Annotated in this window: 18 protein-coding genes; 8 read left to right on the forward strand and 10 right to left on the reverse strand. The window is 73.1% G+C overall.

Translation table 11 applies throughout. The annotated features are described in order from the left end of the window. Window positions 1–5: 5 nt before the first annotated feature. The 4 genes from EDD40_RS23035 to EDD40_RS23050 all read right to left on the reverse strand — a co-directional run bounded on the left by EDD40_RS23035 (window position 6) and on the right by EDD40_RS23050 (window position 2,540). The gene (locus EDD40_RS23035) at window positions 6–665 is read right to left on the reverse strand and encodes a response regulator transcription factor (RefSeq protein ID WP_123748217.1); all 660 of its coding nucleotides are present in this window, start codon (window positions 663–665) and stop codon (window positions 6–8) included. Beyond that, a complete protein-coding gene (locus tag EDD40_RS23040) occupies window positions 562–1,464 on the reverse strand; it encodes a sensor histidine kinase (RefSeq protein WP_246037775.1) in 903 nt (300 codons plus the stop codon). Before EDD40_RS23040 ends, EDD40_RS23035 begins: the two co-directional genes overlap by 104 nt. Before the next feature lie 64 nt (window positions 1,465–1,528). Continuing rightward, a complete protein-coding gene (locus tag EDD40_RS23045) occupies window positions 1,529–1,705 on the reverse strand; it encodes a DUF397 domain-containing protein (RefSeq protein ID WP_246037776.1) in 177 nt (58 codons plus the stop codon). A gap of 16 nt (window positions 1,706–1,721) precedes the next feature. Next, complete coding sequence (locus tag EDD40_RS23050; RefSeq protein ID WP_148088892.1) at window positions 1,722–2,540, reverse strand: helix-turn-helix domain-containing protein; 819 nt, start codon at window positions 2,538–2,540, stop codon at window positions 1,722–1,724. Between the two features lie 204 nt (window positions 2,541–2,744). Here EDD40_RS23050 and EDD40_RS23055 point away from each other — a divergent pair, with 204 nt between their 5' ends. Beyond that, entirely contained in the window at window positions 2,745–3,014 is a 270-nt protein-coding gene (locus EDD40_RS23055; RefSeq protein ID WP_123744784.1) for a hypothetical protein, read from the forward strand. Window positions 3,015–3,086: 72 nt separating this feature from the next. Here EDD40_RS23055 and EDD40_RS23060 read toward each other — a convergent pair whose 3' ends face one another. Continuing rightward, complete coding sequence (locus tag EDD40_RS23060) at window positions 3,087–4,883, reverse strand: gamma-glutamyltransferase family protein (protein ID WP_123744785.1); 1,797 nt, start codon at window positions 4,881–4,883, stop codon at window positions 3,087–3,089. An 85-nt stretch (window positions 4,884–4,968) separates the two neighbouring features. Further along, window positions 4,969–6,267, reverse strand: a complete 1,299-nt coding sequence (locus EDD40_RS23065; protein WP_123744786.1) for a UDP-glucose dehydrogenase family protein — start codon at window positions 6,265–6,267, stop codon at window positions 4,969–4,971. Window positions 6,268–6,547: 280 nt separating this feature from the next. On the opposite strand from EDD40_RS23065, the gene EDD40_RS23070 reads away from it, so the two are divergent. Further along, window positions 6,548–7,300, forward strand: coding sequence for an SDR family NAD(P)-dependent oxidoreductase (locus EDD40_RS23070; RefSeq protein WP_123744787.1), 753 nt, complete (start codon window positions 6,548–6,550; stop codon window positions 7,298–7,300). Window positions 7,301–7,349: 49 nt separating this feature from the next. On the opposite strand, the gene EDD40_RS23075 is transcribed toward EDD40_RS23070, so the two are convergent. Continuing rightward, window positions 7,350–8,984 carry a TM0106 family RecB-like putative nuclease gene (locus EDD40_RS23075; protein ID WP_123744788.1) on the reverse strand — a complete coding sequence of 545 codons (1,635 nt, stop codon included), beginning with the start codon at window positions 8,982–8,984 and terminating at the stop codon, window positions 7,350–7,352. 106 nt (window positions 8,985–9,090) lie between these two features. Between EDD40_RS23075 and EDD40_RS23080 the strand changes: the two genes are divergently transcribed. Then, on the forward strand, window positions 9,091–9,522 hold the full coding sequence (locus EDD40_RS23080) for a DUF6474 family protein (protein WP_123744789.1): 432 nt from the start codon (window positions 9,091–9,093) through the stop codon (window positions 9,520–9,522). Here EDD40_RS23080 and EDD40_RS23085 read toward each other — a convergent pair. Then, a complete protein-coding gene (locus EDD40_RS23085; protein WP_123744790.1) occupies window positions 9,503–11,224 on the reverse strand; it encodes a BCCT family transporter in 1,722 nt (573 codons plus the stop codon). The genes EDD40_RS23080 and EDD40_RS23085 overlap by 20 nt on opposite strands. Before the next feature lie 53 nt (window positions 11,225–11,277). On the opposite strand from EDD40_RS23085, the gene EDD40_RS23090 reads away from it, so the two are divergent. The 5 genes from EDD40_RS23090 to EDD40_RS23110 are packed head-to-tail and all read left to right on the forward strand — an operon-like array spanning window position 11,278 to window position 15,019. After that, window positions 11,278–11,802, forward strand: a complete 525-nt coding sequence (locus tag EDD40_RS23090; RefSeq protein WP_123744791.1) for a hypothetical protein — start codon at window positions 11,278–11,280, stop codon at window positions 11,800–11,802. A gap of 49 nt (window positions 11,803–11,851) precedes the next feature. Next, the gene (locus EDD40_RS23095) at window positions 11,852–12,607 is read left to right on the forward strand and encodes a YcnI family copper-binding membrane protein (RefSeq protein WP_123744792.1); all 756 of its coding nucleotides are present in this window, start codon (window positions 11,852–11,854) and stop codon (window positions 12,605–12,607) included. Continuing rightward, on the forward strand, window positions 12,604–13,167 hold the full coding sequence (locus EDD40_RS23100; protein WP_123744793.1) for a copper resistance CopC family protein: 564 nt from the start codon (window positions 12,604–12,606) through the stop codon (window positions 13,165–13,167). Before EDD40_RS23095 ends, EDD40_RS23100 begins: the two co-directional genes overlap by 4 nt. Next, a complete protein-coding gene (locus EDD40_RS23105) occupies window positions 13,164–14,186 on the forward strand; it encodes a copper resistance D family protein (protein ID WP_123744794.1) in 1,023 nt (340 codons plus the stop codon). Before EDD40_RS23100 ends, EDD40_RS23105 begins: the two co-directional genes overlap by 4 nt. Window positions 14,187–14,224: 38 nt before the next feature. Further along, a complete protein-coding gene (locus EDD40_RS23110; RefSeq protein WP_123744795.1) occupies window positions 14,225–15,019 on the forward strand; it encodes an NmrA family NAD(P)-binding protein in 795 nt (264 codons plus the stop codon). 46 nt (window positions 15,020–15,065) lie between these two features. Here the strand turns inward: EDD40_RS23110 and EDD40_RS23115 are convergent, their stop codons facing one another. Together EDD40_RS23115 and EDD40_RS23120 are read right to left on the reverse strand one after the other, a co-directional pair. Continuing rightward, a complete protein-coding gene (locus EDD40_RS23115) occupies window positions 15,066–15,350 on the reverse strand; it encodes a hypothetical protein (protein ID WP_246037777.1) in 285 nt (94 codons plus the stop codon). Between the two features lie 96 nt (window positions 15,351–15,446). Continuing rightward, window positions 15,447–16,337: an aminoglycoside phosphotransferase family protein gene (locus EDD40_RS23120; protein WP_123748219.1), complete on the reverse strand. Its 891-nt coding sequence runs from the start codon at window positions 16,335–16,337 to the stop codon at window positions 15,447–15,449. Window positions 16,338–16,342: the final 5 nt, after the last annotated feature.

The raw sequence follows: 16,342 nt of genomic DNA on the forward strand, positions 1-16,342 counted from the left end.
AATATTCACCCTCGGCGCGGTGACACCAAACCTGATTCGTAGGCGAGCACCACGAGTTGTGCGCGGTCCCGCGCGCCCAGTTTGGTCATCACCCGACTGACGTGGGTGCGCGACGTCGCCGGACTGATCACGAGGTGCTCGGCGATCTCGTCGTTCGACATGCCGGCCGCGACGAGCGCGAGGACCTCCCGCTCCCGAGCGGTCAGCTCCCGCAGCGCCCGGGGGTCCGGCCGGCGGTGCTCCGGCCGATTCGCGAACTCCTCGATCAACTTCCGGGTGACGCTCGGTGCGAGGAGCGCCTCACCCTCCGCGACCACCGTGAGGGCGCGCAGCAGCTCGACCGGATCGGTGTCCTTGAGCAGGAAACCCGACGCGCCGCTCCGCAACGCCTCGAACACGTACTCGTCCACGTTGAAGGTCGTCAGCACCAGCACCTTCACCTCCGGCAGCTCGGCGCAGATCTGCCGGGTGGCGGCCAGTCCGTCCGTGCCCGGCATCCGGATGTCCATCACCACGACGTCCGGGCGGTGCTCGTGCGCGCGCCGGACCGCCTCCGCGCCGTCACCGGCCTCGCCGACGACCTCGAAGCCGTCCTCGGTGTCGAGCAGCAGGCGGAACCCCGCGCGCACCAACGCCTGGTCGTCGGCCAGCACCACCCTGATCACCACGAACCTCCCACGGTAGGACCGCCTCGACGGTGAAGCCCGCGGCCGATGGTCCCGCGACCAGCGTGCCGCCGAGCGCTTCGACCCGCTCCCGCATGCCGCGGATGCCGGAGCCCGCGCCCTGCGGCGCCTGGCCGCCCCTGGCCGTGCCGTCGTCGGTGACGGTGAGGACCAGGGCCTCCTCGGTGCGCTCGAACGAGATGACGATCTCGGACGCGTCCGGCGCGTACCGCAGCGCGTTGGTCAACGCCTCCTGGACCACCCGGTAGGCGGCGGCGTCGACGGGTGCGGGCACCGCGCCCGGCGAGCCGACGACCTTGGCGACCGGCACCGGTCCGACCAGCTCGGCCAGGCGGTCGAGGCTGGGCGCCGGCGTCGTGCCCTCGCCGGTGCGCAGCACGCCGAGGGTGGCGCGCAGGTCGTCCAACGCGTGGCCGCTGGCCTCCTTGATCGCCTTGAGCGCCTTGACCGCCTCTTCGGGACGGCGGTCGGCGACGTGCGCGGCGACGCCGGCCTGCACGTTGATCATGGCGAGGCTGTGCGCGACGACGTCGTGCACCTCCCGCGCGATGCGCAGCCGCTCTTCCTCCACCTGCCGGCTCCGCTGCTCGGCGACCCTGGTGCGGCGCAGGGAGAGCACGGCGACGGCGGGGGCGACGATCAGCGGGCCCCAGTGCCCGGTGACGTAGTAGAGCCACGTCGAGACCCCGGTGACCGCGATGACGGCGACGGGGAAGCGCTTGCGCCAGATCAGCGGCGCGAACGTCGCCGCGAACCAGACCCACGCCAGCCACGCCACGGGATGACGGTACGGGAGACCGGCGCGGGTCAGCGTCCCCTCAGAGGCGGCTCACGCCCGTACGTCAGGCGTCGTACGAGCCCTTCTTCACCGCGGCGAGGAAACCGGCCCAGTCCGGCAGCGCCACGGTCGGCCCAGCCGGGTTCTTCGAGTCCCGCACCCGCGCCGAACGGCCCGCCAGCGAGACCTCGACGCAGTTGCCGTTCCCGCCGCCGTTGCTACGGCTGCTCTTGCGCCACACGACGACACCTCTATCCCTAGCGCTCAGCTGCCAACCTCCCAAGCCACTCGGCGGACTCCTCGGGGGACAACGCCAACTTCGAGAGATGGGTGAAGGTCAGCTTAGCCACCTTCACCTTCGACGGGTCCTCCACGTGCAACGATCCCGCCGCGTGCTCGACGTACAACACCGATCGGTCCGCCCTCGCCGGGAAGTCCAGCACGGTGAACGCGCCGTACTGCCCTTCGTGGAACCCCGCCCGATGCGGCAGGACCTGCACCGTCACGTTGGGCAGTCGGCATCGCGAGTCGAGGTGCAGCAACTGCGCCTGCGAGGCCTGAGCCAGCGCACTCTCCAACATGATCGCGTGCAGTTCGATCGGTTCTTCGCCGAGCAGCTGCTCTTGCCTGAGCAGCCTCACCTCGATCTGGTTCGCGATCCACCGCTTCGACCGCTGCACCCGCGCGCCTGCCAGCACGGCCCGCGAGTAGTCGGCGGTCTGGAGGAGGCCGGGGACGTAGGTGACCTGGAAGTCGGAGACCTTGGAGGCGTCGTGCTCGAGGCTGATGTAGCCCTGGTCCTCCAGGTCGTACTTGGTCCACCAGCCCTTCTCCAACGCCCGCGCGTACATCTCCATGTACGGCTCCCACTGGGAGAACGGGACGCCGTAGGTGTCGAGCATGGCGCGCATGCCGTGGTAGTCGGGTCGCTGGCCCTTCTCGATCCGGCTGATCTTGCGGTGGTCGTAGTTGAGCCGGTCGGCTGCTTCCTGCTGCGACAGGCCCGCCCGTTGGCGCAGTTCCCGCAGGACCTCGCCGAGCCTGCGCATCCGGTGAGTCGGCTCGTTCCTGCTCACCCGCACCACCTCCGTCGACCCAGTCCGTGATCATCCGATCGCGCAACGCTACGGCGGCGGAAACAGCGGGTGGGATTCCCGAACCGTGGACGACCACACAGTCGGCTTGCACTGGACCCGGCTCCACCGCACCGGGTGAAGTAATCCACTCCGCCGGAGTAGCGGGCTTGATCCGGGCACCCCGGTTGCGAAACTTTCCCGCCCATGAACCTCAGGAAGACCATCGCCGGAGCCGCGGTCACCCTCGGCGGCGCGGCCGTCATGCTCGGCCTGGGCGGCACCGCGCAGGCCGTCGACCTCGGCGCGCAGGTGCGGCCCGACCTCGACGCCGAGCTCGGCAAGATCGCGAACCTCGGCGACGTGATCCGGGTCGACGCCTCGAACCCGGCCGGCCCGATCGTCACCGGCCCCCTGCTGCTGGGCGACGGCGCCACCGGCGGCCCGCTGGACCTGGGGGTCGAGCTCGGCCGCTGACGGCACCGCCCCTCGATCCGGAGCGGTCCCGGCCCCCTCCCCCTCGGGCCGGGGCCGCTCCAACCACCGCGATCAGCGGCCGACGGCGTACCCCTGGGCGCCGCGCGGGTTGGCGGCGGCGCGCAGCAGGCCGTCGCGCGCGTCCCGGGCGACGGCCGACATGCGGCCCAGCGTCCACGGTCCGGCGTCGAGGACCGCGTGGCCGCGGTCGCGCAGCTCCGCCATCGCGGCGTCGCCGATCCGCGACTCGACCACGAGTTCGCCGGGCGTCCACGAGCGCGGGTAGAACGAGCTCGGGAACGCGTTGGTGTGCCACATCGGCGAGTCGATGGCCTCCTGAAGGTTCATCCCGCCCGCGGTGTGCGCGAGCCAGAACCCCAGCTGCCACTGGTCCTGCTGGTCGCCGCCGGGGGTGCCGAACGCCATCGCGGGCAGGCCGTCGCGCAGGGCCAGCGTCGGGGACAGGGTGATCCGGGGTCGCTTGCCGGGTGCCAGGGAGTTGGGCAGGCCCTCGTCCAGCCAGAACATCTGCGCCCGGCTGCCGAGGCAGAACCCGAGCGACGGGATGGTCGGCGAGGACTGCAACCAGCCGCCGGACGGGGTGGCCGAGACGATGTTGCCCCAGCGGTCGACCACGTCCACGTGGACCGTGTCGCCCTTGACCGTGCCTACGCCCGACACGGTGGGTTCGCCGAGCGCGCCGCCGCCGTCCTCCCGGTTCGCGAGGCGCGGGCCGCGCAGCACGTGCCCGGGCAGCCGGGCCGCCGCCGCGCCGGGTGAGCCGGGCCGCAGGTCGAGCGAGGCGTGATCGGCCACGAGCTGCCGCCGCCGGTCCGCGTACTCCCTGGACAGGAGGGCGTCCAGCGGCACGTCGCCGTGGTCGCCGTACCAGGCCTCCCGGTCGGCGAACGCCAGCTTCGCGCACTCCGCCGCCAGGTGCACGGTCTCCGCCGACGGCACGCCGTCCACGTAGGACATCCGGTCCGCGAAGCCCTCCAGCAGCAGCAACTGCTGGAGCAGCACGGGTCCCTGGGTCCACGCCCCCGGCTTCACCACGCTCCACGACCCGAAGTCCACCGACACGGCGTCCTCGTAGGACGCCTCCCACGACGCCATGTCCGCGCCGGTCAGCACCCCGGCGTGGTCGGCCCCCGAGTCGTCGCGGTGCGCGATCCGGGAGAACTCGTCCACCTGGGCCGCCACGAACCCCTGCGACCACGCCCGCCGCGCCGCCTCGATCTGCGCCTCGCGGTCCGACCCGGCGGCCTCGGCGGCGGCCAGCAGCCACTCCCAGGTGTCCGCGAGCTTGGGGTTGCGGAACCGCGCGCCGGCCTTCGGCGGCTGCCCGCCGGACAACCACAGCGCCGCCGACGACGTCCAGTGGTCGCGGAACAGGTCGCTGACCGTCGCGATGGTGAACGCCGCCCGTTCCAGCAGCGGGAACCCGTCGCGCGCGTACCCGATCGCGTACCCCAGCACCTCGCGCAGCGTCTTGGTCCCGTAGTCGCGCAGCAGCGTCAGCCAGCCGTCCCACGCGCCCGGCACGGTGGCCGCCAGCAGCCCGCTGCCCGGCACGAGGTCCAGCCCCAGGCCCGTGTAGTGCGCGATCGTCGCGCCGGCGGGCGCCACGCCCTGGCCGCACAGCACGCGGGGCGCGGTCTCGCCGGCGGCGGCGAACACCACGGGCACCTCGCCGCCCGGCCCGTTGAGGTGCGGCTCCACCACTTGCAGCACGAAGCCGACCGCGACGGCGGCGTCGAAGGCGTTGCCGCCGTCCTCCAGGACGGCCATGCCCGCGCCGGAGGCGAGCCAGTGCGTGGACGCGACCATTCCGTGCGTGCCGACGAGTTCAGGACGCGTGGTGAACATTTCGACAACCTACGTCGGCCCGCCGGCTTTTGTTACCCCTGCTAACGAGACTGTCTCCTGAAGATCTACTGAACCCGAACGGCGCTCACCTGGCCTGGTCGGAGACCCGCAGCTCGCGCCCCAGGCCGTGCAGCACGAGCCCTGCCCGCGCCACCGCGTCCGGGTCGAGGTGGCCCCGAGTGTCCAGCACAGTCGAACCGGCCATCGCCGACGCCACCAGCGCCCAGTCCAGCGCGCGGAACTGCGGCCACTCGGTCAGCAGCACGACCGCGTCCGCGCCGCGCACCGCCGCGTACGGCGAGTCGACCACCGTCATCCCCGCCAGCGGCCGGCTGATCTCCGGGTCGTGGGCGAGGAGCTCCGCGCCCTCGAACGCGAGCAGCTCCGCCACCGCCAGCGCGGGCGAGTCGCGCAGGTCGTTGGTGCCCGCCTTGAACGCCAGCCCCAGCACGCCGATGCGGGCGCCGGCGAGCGGCCCGATGGCCCGGCGCAGCTTCTCCACCACCCGCCGCTGCTGCCGGGCGTTCGTCTCGATGGTGGCCTTGACCAGCGGGAAGTCGACGCCGACGGCCTCGGCGATGCGCACCATGGCGTGCGTGTCCTTGGGCAGGCACGACCCGCCCCAGCCGGGGCCCGGCTTGAGGAACGACTGGCCGATGCGCTTGTCGTGGCCCATGCCCTCGGTGACCGAGGCGACGTCCGCGCCGACGAGCTCGCACAGCTCGGCGACCGCGTTGACGTAGGACAGCTTCATCGCCAGGAAGCAGTTGGCGGCGTACTTGACCATCTCGGCGCTGGCCGCGTCCATGAGCACGGTGGGCGCGCCGAGCCTGGTGAACAGCGCGCCGACGCGTTCGGCGGCCCGCGGCGAGTCCGCGCCGACCACGATCCGGTCGGGGTGCAGGAAGTCGCGCACGGCGCTGCCCTCGCGCAGGAACTCGGGGTTGGAGACGACGGCGACGTCCTCCCGCCCGAGCAGGGCCGCGACCCGGGTGGACGTGCCGACCGGAACGGTGGACTTGCACACCACGACCGCGCCGCGGGGGAGGACGTCGCGGATCTCCCGGGCCACCGCCTCGACCGCGCTCAGGTCGGCCGCGCCGCCGACGCCCATGGGTGTCGGCAGGCACAGGAACACCACCTCGGCGTCACCGACGGCGTGCCGCGCGCCCTCCACGAACGCGAGCCGTCCCGCGGCCTGGCCGGCCGCGACCAGGTCGGCGAGGTCGGGTTCGAGGATGTCGACCTGCCCGGCGCGCAGCCGGGCGACCTTCAGCGCGTCCACGTCCGCGCACACGACCCGATGCCCGAGGGAGGCCAGGCACGCCCCCGTCGTCAGGCCCACGTAACCCGTACCCACGACCGCGATCCGCCGGACGAACATGCGGTGACGGTGACACCCGAAGTTGACCGCGGGTCAAACACCAGGCGTATGCGGAGAGTGAGGTGGGTAGTCCCCCGGGTGTACGGGGAAACACCCCTCGCGGCGGACGCGGTTTCGCCTGGCTGAAGGCAAGGTCATGGGTATGGAACTCGTCCTGTTCTCCCTGCTCTTCGCGGGCTTGGCGGTGCTGGCGGCCGTGCCGTTGGTCGCATTGCTCCACTTCTCCGAGCGCCGGGGGCTGAACGACCGTTAACCTCCTGGTCCCAGGACAGGAGGATGTATGGAGATCTCGGGTACCGCGGCGGTCGTCACCGGCGGCGCGTCCGGGCTTGGCCTCGCGACCGCACGGGCGTTGGCGGCACGTGGTGCGGCGGTGTTCGCGCTGGACCTCTCTACCGACGGCGCCCCCGACGTCGAGGGCGTCACCTACCTGGCGGCGGACGTGACCTCCGAGGAGGACGTCCAAGCCGCCGTCGACACCGCCGCGGGCTCCGGCTCGCCGCTGCGGGTCGTGGTGAACTGCGCGGGCATCGGCCCGTCGGCGCGGACGGTCGGCAAGTCCGGCCCGCACCCGCTCGACCTGTACCGGAAGGTCATCGACGTCAACCTGGTCGGCACGTTCAACGTGCTGCGGCTGGCGGCGGCGGCGATCGGCAAGACCGAGCCGCTGGAGCACGGCCAGCGGGGCGTGGTGATCAACACGGCGTCGATCGCGGCGTTCGACGGGCAGATCGGCCAGGTGGCGTACGCGGCGTCCAAGGCCGCGGTCGTCGGGATGACGCTGCCCGCCGCGCGCGACCTGTCGTCGGTGGGCGTGCGGGTGATGACGATCGCGCCGGGCATCGTGGACACGCCGATGCTGGCCACCGTGTCCGACGAGTTCCGGGCGGGCCTGGCGGCGGGCGTGCCGTTCCCGAAGCGGCTGGCGCTGCCGGAGGAGTACGCGCGGCTGGCCGTGGCGATCGTCGAGCACGACTACCTGAACGGCGAGGTCATCCGCATGGACGGCGCCCTGCGCATGGCGCCGCGGTGATTCGCCGCTGACCCGCGGGCGGCGGCTCGGAGCAGCGGCGGCGCCGAGGTCAGAGGTCGCCGGCGAACGGCAGGTCGTCCATGGCGTCCGACGTCATCCACAGCCGCAGGGTGTGGGTGGCGCGGACGTCGTCCTCGTTGTACTCCAGCAACCGGCGGCGCTGGGCGGGGTCCGGCGGCCGGCCGTCCATGCCCACGGCGTCGCGGTACCAGCGCATCGAGTTCTCGCCGCCCGCCTCCGGGTCGCGCCAGCGGAAGCCGGCGACGGGGGCGATGGTCTTCAGGCCCTTGCCGTGCGCGCACAGGAACTGGTCCTGCACGATGCCGAACAGGTCGACCCACGAGTCGGACGTGATGAACTCCCGCACCTGCGCCACGGTGGGGATGCCGGGCTGCCCCTTGAACCGCTCGGCCGACCCGAGCAGCCAGCGGTTCTCCGCGAGCTCGTTGTAGCAGTAGGCCTTGAACGACAGGCCACGCGCGCGGGCGCGCAGCCGGACGCCCGTCAGCCAACCCCAGAACTCGGCGAACGACCGGGCCTCGTCCGCGCACGGCAGCGGGTCCCAGGTGGCGAACGCGCGGTAGCCGTGCTCCTCGCCGACGTCCTGCCCGGACAGCCAGCAGCCCCACATGTAGGCACCGAGGTCGCCGAAGCTCTCCATGTCCACGTCGACCTCGACGTCGGCGCGCGGCACCTCCATGCGGGACACGCGGCGCACCACGGTGAGGTCGCGCAGCCAGGCGCGGGCGAGGATCACCGCGTCCGGGTGCAGCATCCCGACCAGCGGGACGACCTGCGCGTCCGGGTCCTGCGCGGCCAGGTCGTCGACGGTGCGGACGCCGGCCTTGCGCAGCGCCACGGCGTCCTCGCCGCGCACCACGAGGCTGACGTCGCGCGCGGCCTTCAGGTCGGTCTCGCACACCGGCCACCACGGGCAGCTGCGGCACTCCACGATCCGGGACGGGCGGGCCTGCGGGTCGGCGCCGGTGGCGGCGGCGGACGCCACGGCCAGCCGGTCGGCGAACCGGGTGTCGTACTCGGCGAGGGCGTTCCGGCCGCCCGGCCACGTGGGCGCTTCCAGGTCGTGCCACACGACGACGTCGGCGTCCATGCCGATCACGCCGCCGGTCGCCCGGCCCTGCGCGGCGAAGCCGGAGGCCTGGAGCTGCCGCTGCGCGTGCGCCAGCCGGAGCTGGTCGCGCGGCTGGGGCCGGACCTTGCGCAGCGGGTCGACCCGCGCGCCGCCCGGCAACGGGTAGGACAGCGGTGACGTCCGCGCGCCCTGGCCGGGGTCGCTGACCTTGTGCCGGACCACGAGCACCGGCACGTACCCGGTCGTCTCCTTCACCAGCAGGTCGATGCCGCCGCGCCGGCCGCCCAGCGGGTCGCGGGGCAGCGCCGCGCCCCAGATGTAGGGCACCCCCGCCTGCATCGCGGCGGCGGTGACGCGCTCGCGGTCGGCCGACGGCACGTCCTGCGGGATCTCCATCAGGTCGGACCCGACGAACCGGCCCAGCGCGGTGGCGACCGCCTGCCGGTGGTCGTTCGCGTCGGCCTTGCGCTGCTGACCGGTGGGGTCCGGTGGCAGTCTGGGCACGTCGCGCATGGTCGGATCGTGTTCGAGGTGCACCCGCCGGCGGCAACGAGTGACCACGCCGGCGTCGAGCTGCACCTGGGAAGTCACCGGTGCAGCGTATGACGCCGGGCGCGTGGTCGTGCCGGCAACCTCGCGGAGTCGAGTCGATCTTTTCGCGGAACGGCTCTAGGGTTCACGTCCAGGAGGTGCGGCCATGGCGCGCGACAAGGGCAAGGGGTTCACCCCGAGCAGGGCGAAGAACCTCATGGGCGTGGCCAAGGTGTTGGCGCCGACGCTGATCCCGGTGATGGCGCCGGTCGCGGCGCGGGCCGCCGCGCTCCTGAGCGACCGCTACGACCACTACCGGGCGTCCCGGCTCGGGGTCCCGGTCGACCAGCTGACCAGGTACTCGGGCAAGGGGGCGCGGCTGCACGCCCGGATCGCCGGGTTCGCCGACGCGCTCGCCCAGCTGCGCGACACCGAGCCGACCTACGTCCAGGACACCGAGAAGCGGCTGGCCCAGCTGCTGGCCGCGGTGCGGGCGTCGGAGCGGATGCCCGCGCCGCGGCGCAGGGCGGCGCACCGCGCGGTCTCGGTCGACCTGGACGCGATGGAAGCCGACCTGCTCAAACGCCTCGGCGTGTGAGCTCCTCCACGACCCGGTAGGCCGTCTCCTCCGGGTCGGGGTCGGCCGGGTCGTACTGCGCGGTGACCTCTTCCATCACCTCGGCGACGCGTTCCTCCCGCCGGATCAGCGGGTCGCTGCGCAGGTCACGGGCCAGCGACACGCACAGCCCCACCATCACGAGCATGAACGGCAGCGCGGCGATGATCGTGAGGTTCTGCAGGCCGGTCAACGCGCTCGACCCGCCGATCAGCAGCATGACGGAGGCGACGACGCCGGTCAGCACGCCCCAGAACACGACCACGGGCTTGCCCGGCCGGATCGAGCCGCGCTGCGACAGCGTGCCCATGACCACCGACGCGGCGTCCGCGCCGGACACGAAGAAGATCGCCACCAGCAGCATCACCACCACCCCGGCGACGGGGGCCAGCGGGAACTGGTCGAGCAGCCCGAACAGCTGCGCCTCGGACGAGGCCGTGCCCGCCAGGTCCGTGCCGGACCGCTGCACGAAGATCGCCGTGCCGCCGAACACGCAGAACCAGGCCAGGCTCACCAGGCTGGGCACGCCGATCACGCCGGCCACGAACTGCCGGATCGTGCGGCCGCGGCTGATGCGGGCGATGAACATGCCGACGAACGGCGTCCACGAGATCCACCACGCCCAGTAGAAGATCGTCCAGCCGGACAGCCACGCCTCGGTGGCGTCGCCGCCGGACGCGGCGGTGCGGCCCGCCATGTCGGCCAGCTCGCGGAAGTAGTCGCCGATCGCGGTGGGCACGAGGTTCAGCACGAACACCGTCGGCCCGACCACGAACACGAACGCGGCCAGCACCACGGCCAGCACCATGTTGATGTTCGACAGCCACTGGATGCCCTTGGCCACGCCGGACACCGCCGAGGCGACGAACGCCACGGTCAGCACCGCGATGACGCCCACCACGACACCGTTGCCGACCTCGCCCAGCCAACCCGCGACCTGCAGGCCGCTGCCGATCTGGAGCGCGCCGAGACCGAGTGACGTGGCCGAGCCGAACAGGGTGGCGAAGATCGCCAGCACGTCGATCGCCCGCCCGGCGGGCCCCTCGGCGCGCCGCTTCCCGAGCAGCGGCGCGAACGCCGCGCTGATCAGCTGGCTGCGACCGCGCCGGAAGCTGCCGTAGGCGATGGCCAGGCCGACGACGGCGTAGATCGCCCACGGGTGCAGCGTCCAGTGGAACAGGGTGGTGGCCATCGCGGTCTGCAACGCCTGGTCGGAGCCTGCCTCGACGGTGCCGGGCGGCGGCTGCACGAAGTGCGACAGCGGCTCGTTCACGCCGTAGAACATCAGCCCGATGCCCATGCCCGCGCTGAACATCATCGCGACCCACGAGATCGTGCGGAATTCCGGCGGCTCGTCGTCGCGGCCGAGCGGGATGCGGCCGTAGCGGCTCGCCGCGAGCCACAGGGCGAACAGCACGAAGCCCGAGGCGCTGAGCACGAAGGCCCAGCCCAGGTTGCCGATGACCCAGGTCAGGGTCGTTTTCGACGCGGTGGCCAGCGAGGCCGTGCCGAAGGTGCCCCACGCGACGAACGCGAGCGTGACAACTGCGGCGACACCGAACACCACGCGGTCCGTGCGGCCCGGTCGATCCGCTTTCGGCTCACCGGGCAGAGGCTCTTCGACAGGTTTGCGCTCAGGCGTCACGGGTAACCCGTACCCCCGTTCGGAGTAGCGCAAACTCATCCCCGACCGTGGGGGCTGCCGCCGGGGCGGGGCGACCTCCTACTCTCTGTGGTGTGACCGACCGGCCCGCACCGCCCCGCCTCGCGCGGGCCGTTCTGCTGGCCGTGACCTCCGCCGCGCTCAGCGTGACCGCGCACGGCGCGGCGGGCGGCTCGGTCGCCGAGTTCGCGCCGGCGCTGCCGCTGACGCTGCTGGTCGCGTTCGCGGGCACGGCGGTCGCCGACCGCGGCCGCCGCCCCTGGTCGGTCCTGGCCACGCTGGGCGTCGCGCAGGTCGGGCAGCACGCGCTGCTCAACCTCGGCCACCACGTCGCCGACGGCCCCGGCCTCGGGTTCAGCCCGACCGCCATGACCGCCGCGCACGTGGTCGCCACGCTGCTCACCGGACTGCTGCTGGCCCGTGCCGACGCGGCGCTGCACGCGCTCGCCGGCGTGGTCACCCGGCTGCTGCCGCCGCCGCACACGCCGGTCGTGCCGGCCGGGGCGTTGTGGGCGCCCACCCCCTCGTCGACGGCGGACATGCTGGTCGACGTGCTGCTGCGACGGGTGCACGGCCGCCGCGGCCCCCCTCGTTCCTGATCACCCGGGTCCCCAGCACACCACCTCAGGTCTCAGGAGCCACAACTTCATGTCGACAAAGCGATTTGGCGCGCGCTCGCTCGCCAAGGGCGGCGCCGTGCTCGGCGCCGCCGCGATCCTGGCGCTGACCACCACGGGCCTGGCGTCCGCCCACGTCACCGCGTCCACGCCCAAGGACGCCGTGCAGGGCGGGTACACCAAGGTCACGCTGCGCGTGCCCAACGAACGCCCCGACTCGGGCACGGTCAAGCTGGAGCTGACCCTGCCCGCCGAGTACCCGCTGGCCTCGGTCAGCACCAAGCCGACCCCCGGCTGGAAGGTCGAGGCGGTCAAGGAGAAGCTGGCCACGCCGGTCAAGAGCCACGGCCGCGAGGTCACCGAGGCCGTCCGCACGGTCACCTGGACCGCGGACCCGGGCAGCCGCATCGAGCCCGGCCAGTTCAACGAGTTCGACCTGTCGATCGGGCCGCTGCCGGACAACACCGACCAGCTGATCCTGCCCACCAAGCAGACCTACGACAGCGGCGAGGTCGTCGACTGGAGCACCCCGCCGCCCGCCGAGGGCGCCGACGAGCCGGAACGCCCCGCGCCCGTGCTGAAGCTCGTCGCCAAGACCGGCGGCGACGAGCACGGCACGGCCACCGCGACGGCGGTCGCCGACGACCACGACGCCACGGCGGCCGGCGCGACCGACGACACCGCCCGCTGGCTGGGCGGCGCCGGCCTGGTGGTCGGCGCGCTGGGCCTCGGGTTGGGCGCGGGCGCCGTGCTGCGGTCCCGCCGCGCGGGCAAGCCGACGGCATGAGGCGCGTCGTCTCGCTGCTGCTGACCGGCCTGGTCGCGGGCGCGGTCGCGCTCGGCACGGCCGCACCGGCGTTCGCGCACAACGTGCTGGTCGGCAGCGACCCCAAGGACGGGTCGCAGCTGGCGGCCGGGCCCGCGACGATCACGTTGACCTTCGACCAGCCCGTGCAGGCCGGTGAGAAGTTCAACACCGTCACCGTCACCGGGCCCGAGGGCACGCGCTGGGAAGCGGACGGCGAGCCGACGGTCAAGGACAACAGCGTCGTCTTCCCGGTCCGCCCGCTGGGCCCGGCCGCCGAGTACACCGTCGGCTACCGGGTCCTCTCCGCGGACGGGCACCCGGTGACGGGGTCGCTCAAGTTCACCCTGACGACGGCGGGCAGCGGCACGCCCGCGCCCGCCGCGTCGGACGCCGAGGGCTCCGGCTCCACGTCGTCCGGCGGGGGCGGCGTGCCGATCTGGGTGTGGATCGTCGGCGCGGCGGTGCTGCTGGGCGGCGGCGCGTTCCTGGCGCTGCGCGGCGGCGCGGCGGGCGACGCCGAGGAGCGCAGCGGGCGATGACCGCGAACCGGACCACCACCACCGCGAACCGGCACTGGGTCGTCGGCGGCCTGCTCGCCGGCGGAGCCGTCGGCGTCTTCCTGGGCCTGGGCCTGTCCACCACACCGGAAGCGGTGGGCGTGGCCGAGCCGGGGGTGGTGTTCCGGTTCGCGCACCCGTTGGTGCGGACCCTGCTGGACCTGTCCGCGACCGTCGTCGTCGGCCTCTCGCTGCTGCCGAAGCTGCTCGGGTTCAACCGGCCCGCCATCACCGAACCGGTGATGCGCGTCGCCCGGCCCGCCGCCGTCGTCGCGGCGGCGGTGTGGGCGTTCACCGCGCTGCTGTCCATCGTGATCCGGGCGTACGAGACGCGCCCGGACGCGGAGCTGACCATGCCGATGGTCGTGGACTACGTGCAGCGCATCGGCGCCGGCCAGGGTCTGCTGTTCAGCGCGGTGTGCGCGCTGGTGTACCTGTGGATCGGCGTGATGGCCGTGCGCCGGGGCGAGTCGGTGCCGGCGGAGCTGCGCATCCTGATCGCCATGTTCGGCCTGCTGCCGCTGCCGGTGACCGGCCACGCGTCGAACTGGAAGTACCACGACTACTCCATGATCTCGATGGAGCTGCACGTGCTCGGCGCGGCGGCGTGGACCGGCGGCCTGGCGGCGCTGGTGGTGCTGGTCGCGCACCGCCGCGGGCTGTTGGCCGAGGCGCTGCCGAAGTTCTCGAAGCTGGCCACGATCGCGCTGGTCCTGGTCTCGGTGACCGGGTTGTTCAACGGGCTGCTGGAACTGGCGCTCAACCCGCTCACCGGCCTGCCGGGCTCGCTCTTCACCACCTCGTACGGCCTGGTCCTGATCGGCAAGGTCGCGTGCGCCGCGCTGCTGGCCGTGCTGGGCGCGAACATCCGGTGGCGGTTCCTGCCGCACATCGCGCAGCACAAGACGACGGCGATCGTCGGCTGGGCCGCGGTCGAACTGGCGATCATGGGCATCGCCTTCGGCCTGGCGGTCGTGCTCTCCCGGGCCCCGGTCGCCTGACCGGGGCGAGTGTCGGACCCCTGTGGTTGGGTCCGCCCATGGCTGATTCGACGATCCTGGTGCTGGGAGCCACCGGCTCGACGGGCAGGCGGGTGGCCGCGCGGCTCACCGCGGCGGGCCACGCCGTGCGCCGGGCCTCACGTCGGGGCGAGGTGCGCTTCGACTGGTCCGACCCCGGCACGTGGGCGGGCGCGCTGACCGGTGTCGAGCGGGTCTACCTGATGGCGCCGCACGAGCTGCCGGTCGACCCGGGTTTCGTGGCCGAGGCCGTGGCGCGGGGCGTGCGGCGGTTCGTGCTGCTGTCCACCCGGGGCGTGGCGGAGATGCGGGACGAACGGCTGCTCGCCGCCGAACGGCTGGTGCGCGGCTCCGGCGTCGGGTGGACCGTGCTGCGGCCGGACTGGTTCGACCAGAACTTCGACGAGGGCTTCTTCCGCCCCGCGGTGCTCGCCGGCGAGCTGGTGCTGCCCCTGGGCGACAAGCAGCAGGCGTTCGTGGACGCGGACGACATCGCCGCGGTGGCCGTCGCCGCGTTGACCGAGGACGGGCACGAGGGCGAGGTGTACGAGGTCACCGGCCCCGAGTCGCTGTCGTTCCCGGACGCGCTGGCCGTGCTCGCCCGGGTCACCGGCCGGCGGGTCCGGTTCCGCGGCACCCCCGACGACTACCGGGCCGTCGTGCCCGCCGACGTGGCGGAGGAGCAGATCCGGGCGTGGGACGCGCTGGGGGACGGCGCGCCGACCGACACCGTCGCGCGGGTCGCCGGACGCGAACCCAAGAGCTTCCACGATTACGCGGTCCAGGCCTGGGAAGGGGGCGCATGGCGCGACTGATCGTCGACGAGTGGTCCGTTCGGTGCGACGAGCTGCGCCGAACGCCCTAGTCGGTGACCGGTCGGGCGGAAGTGTCCTCGCGCAGCCGGGTCAGCGCCGCCATCGCGTCCTGGCCACGCCGTTCGAGCTCCTTGGCGTCGATCCAACCGTTGGCGTAGTACCGGTAGTCACGCGCGAGCTTCACCAGCTCGGCCAGGTAGGTCGCCGAGCGGCGCCGCCGCTGCTCGTCGAACGACGCCAGGAACGGCAACTGGGTGTCCACGACCTCGTCCAACATGCGGGCGGCCCGCAGGGCACGCCTTCGCCGCAACACCGGCAGATTCCCGACCACTCGCACACCTCGCCGACCCCGTCACGCCATCCCTCGATGCCTCAGTCGTCCAACGCGCGCCGGGTGTTACCGATTCGTTCCCCCACGCCCCCCGCGTCAGCGGTATGGGGTCCAGGGGGTCGTGGTGTCGCCCGCGCGCAACGCTTTGAGCCGGCTGTGCAGCTCGTCGCGCACACCGGGGTGGCTGCGCATGATCGGCAGCACGCTCGTGGTCAGCTTCAACTCCCTGACCTCGCGCAACACCGGGAACCCTGGCCACCGCACGACGTCGAAGCCGTACTCGTCGGCCAGCTGCCGGTACCACTCGGCGGAGTGGCCGAAGCGGGCGACGCCGACCGGCAGGGTGCTCAGGTCCCACTCGCGCGGTCCGAAGCTGGTGGAGTCGAAGTCGCAGATCACCGGACCGTCGGGGCTGGGGATCAGGTTGCCCAGGTGCGCGTCGCCGTGCACCACGCCCGGCGGCAGCGCGAACCGCAGCCCGGCCAGGCGGTCGTCGGCCTCGGCGCACCGGTCCTCCAGGAACCGGCGGTCCGGCGCGGACAGCTCCTCGGCGTCCGCGAGGCGACGGCGCACGTCGTCCAGCGGCGTCCAGCGCGGCAGCTCGAACCCCGGCGCGGGCAGCGAGTGCACCTGCCGCAGCACCCGGCCCAGGTCACGGCCGTCGACGGGCCTGCCGCCGGAGGGCACCGCGTGCCACACGGTGGCCAGGTGGTCGCCGATCGCCAACGGCTGCGGCACGTCCTCGACCAGCCGCACGGCGGGCACGTCGTGCTCGGCCAGCCACCGCGCGACCTCGACCACCTTGGCCGCGCGGTGGCGCAGCGTCGTCGAGCCGACGATCCGCACCACCACCCGGTCGACGGGCAGGTCGAACACGGCGTTGCTGGTGAACTTGACCAGCCGCGCGCCCCGGTGCGCCAACCCCAGTTCGGCGCACAGCCGCTCCAGCACGGCGGTCAACGCGGCGGAGGTGAACCTGCCGTCCAGGACGC

Origin of the sequence: Saccharothrix texasensis, assembly GCF_003752005.1 — a bacterium.
Lineage (GTDB): Bacteria > Actinomycetota > Actinomycetes > Mycobacteriales > Pseudonocardiaceae > Actinosynnema > Actinosynnema texasense.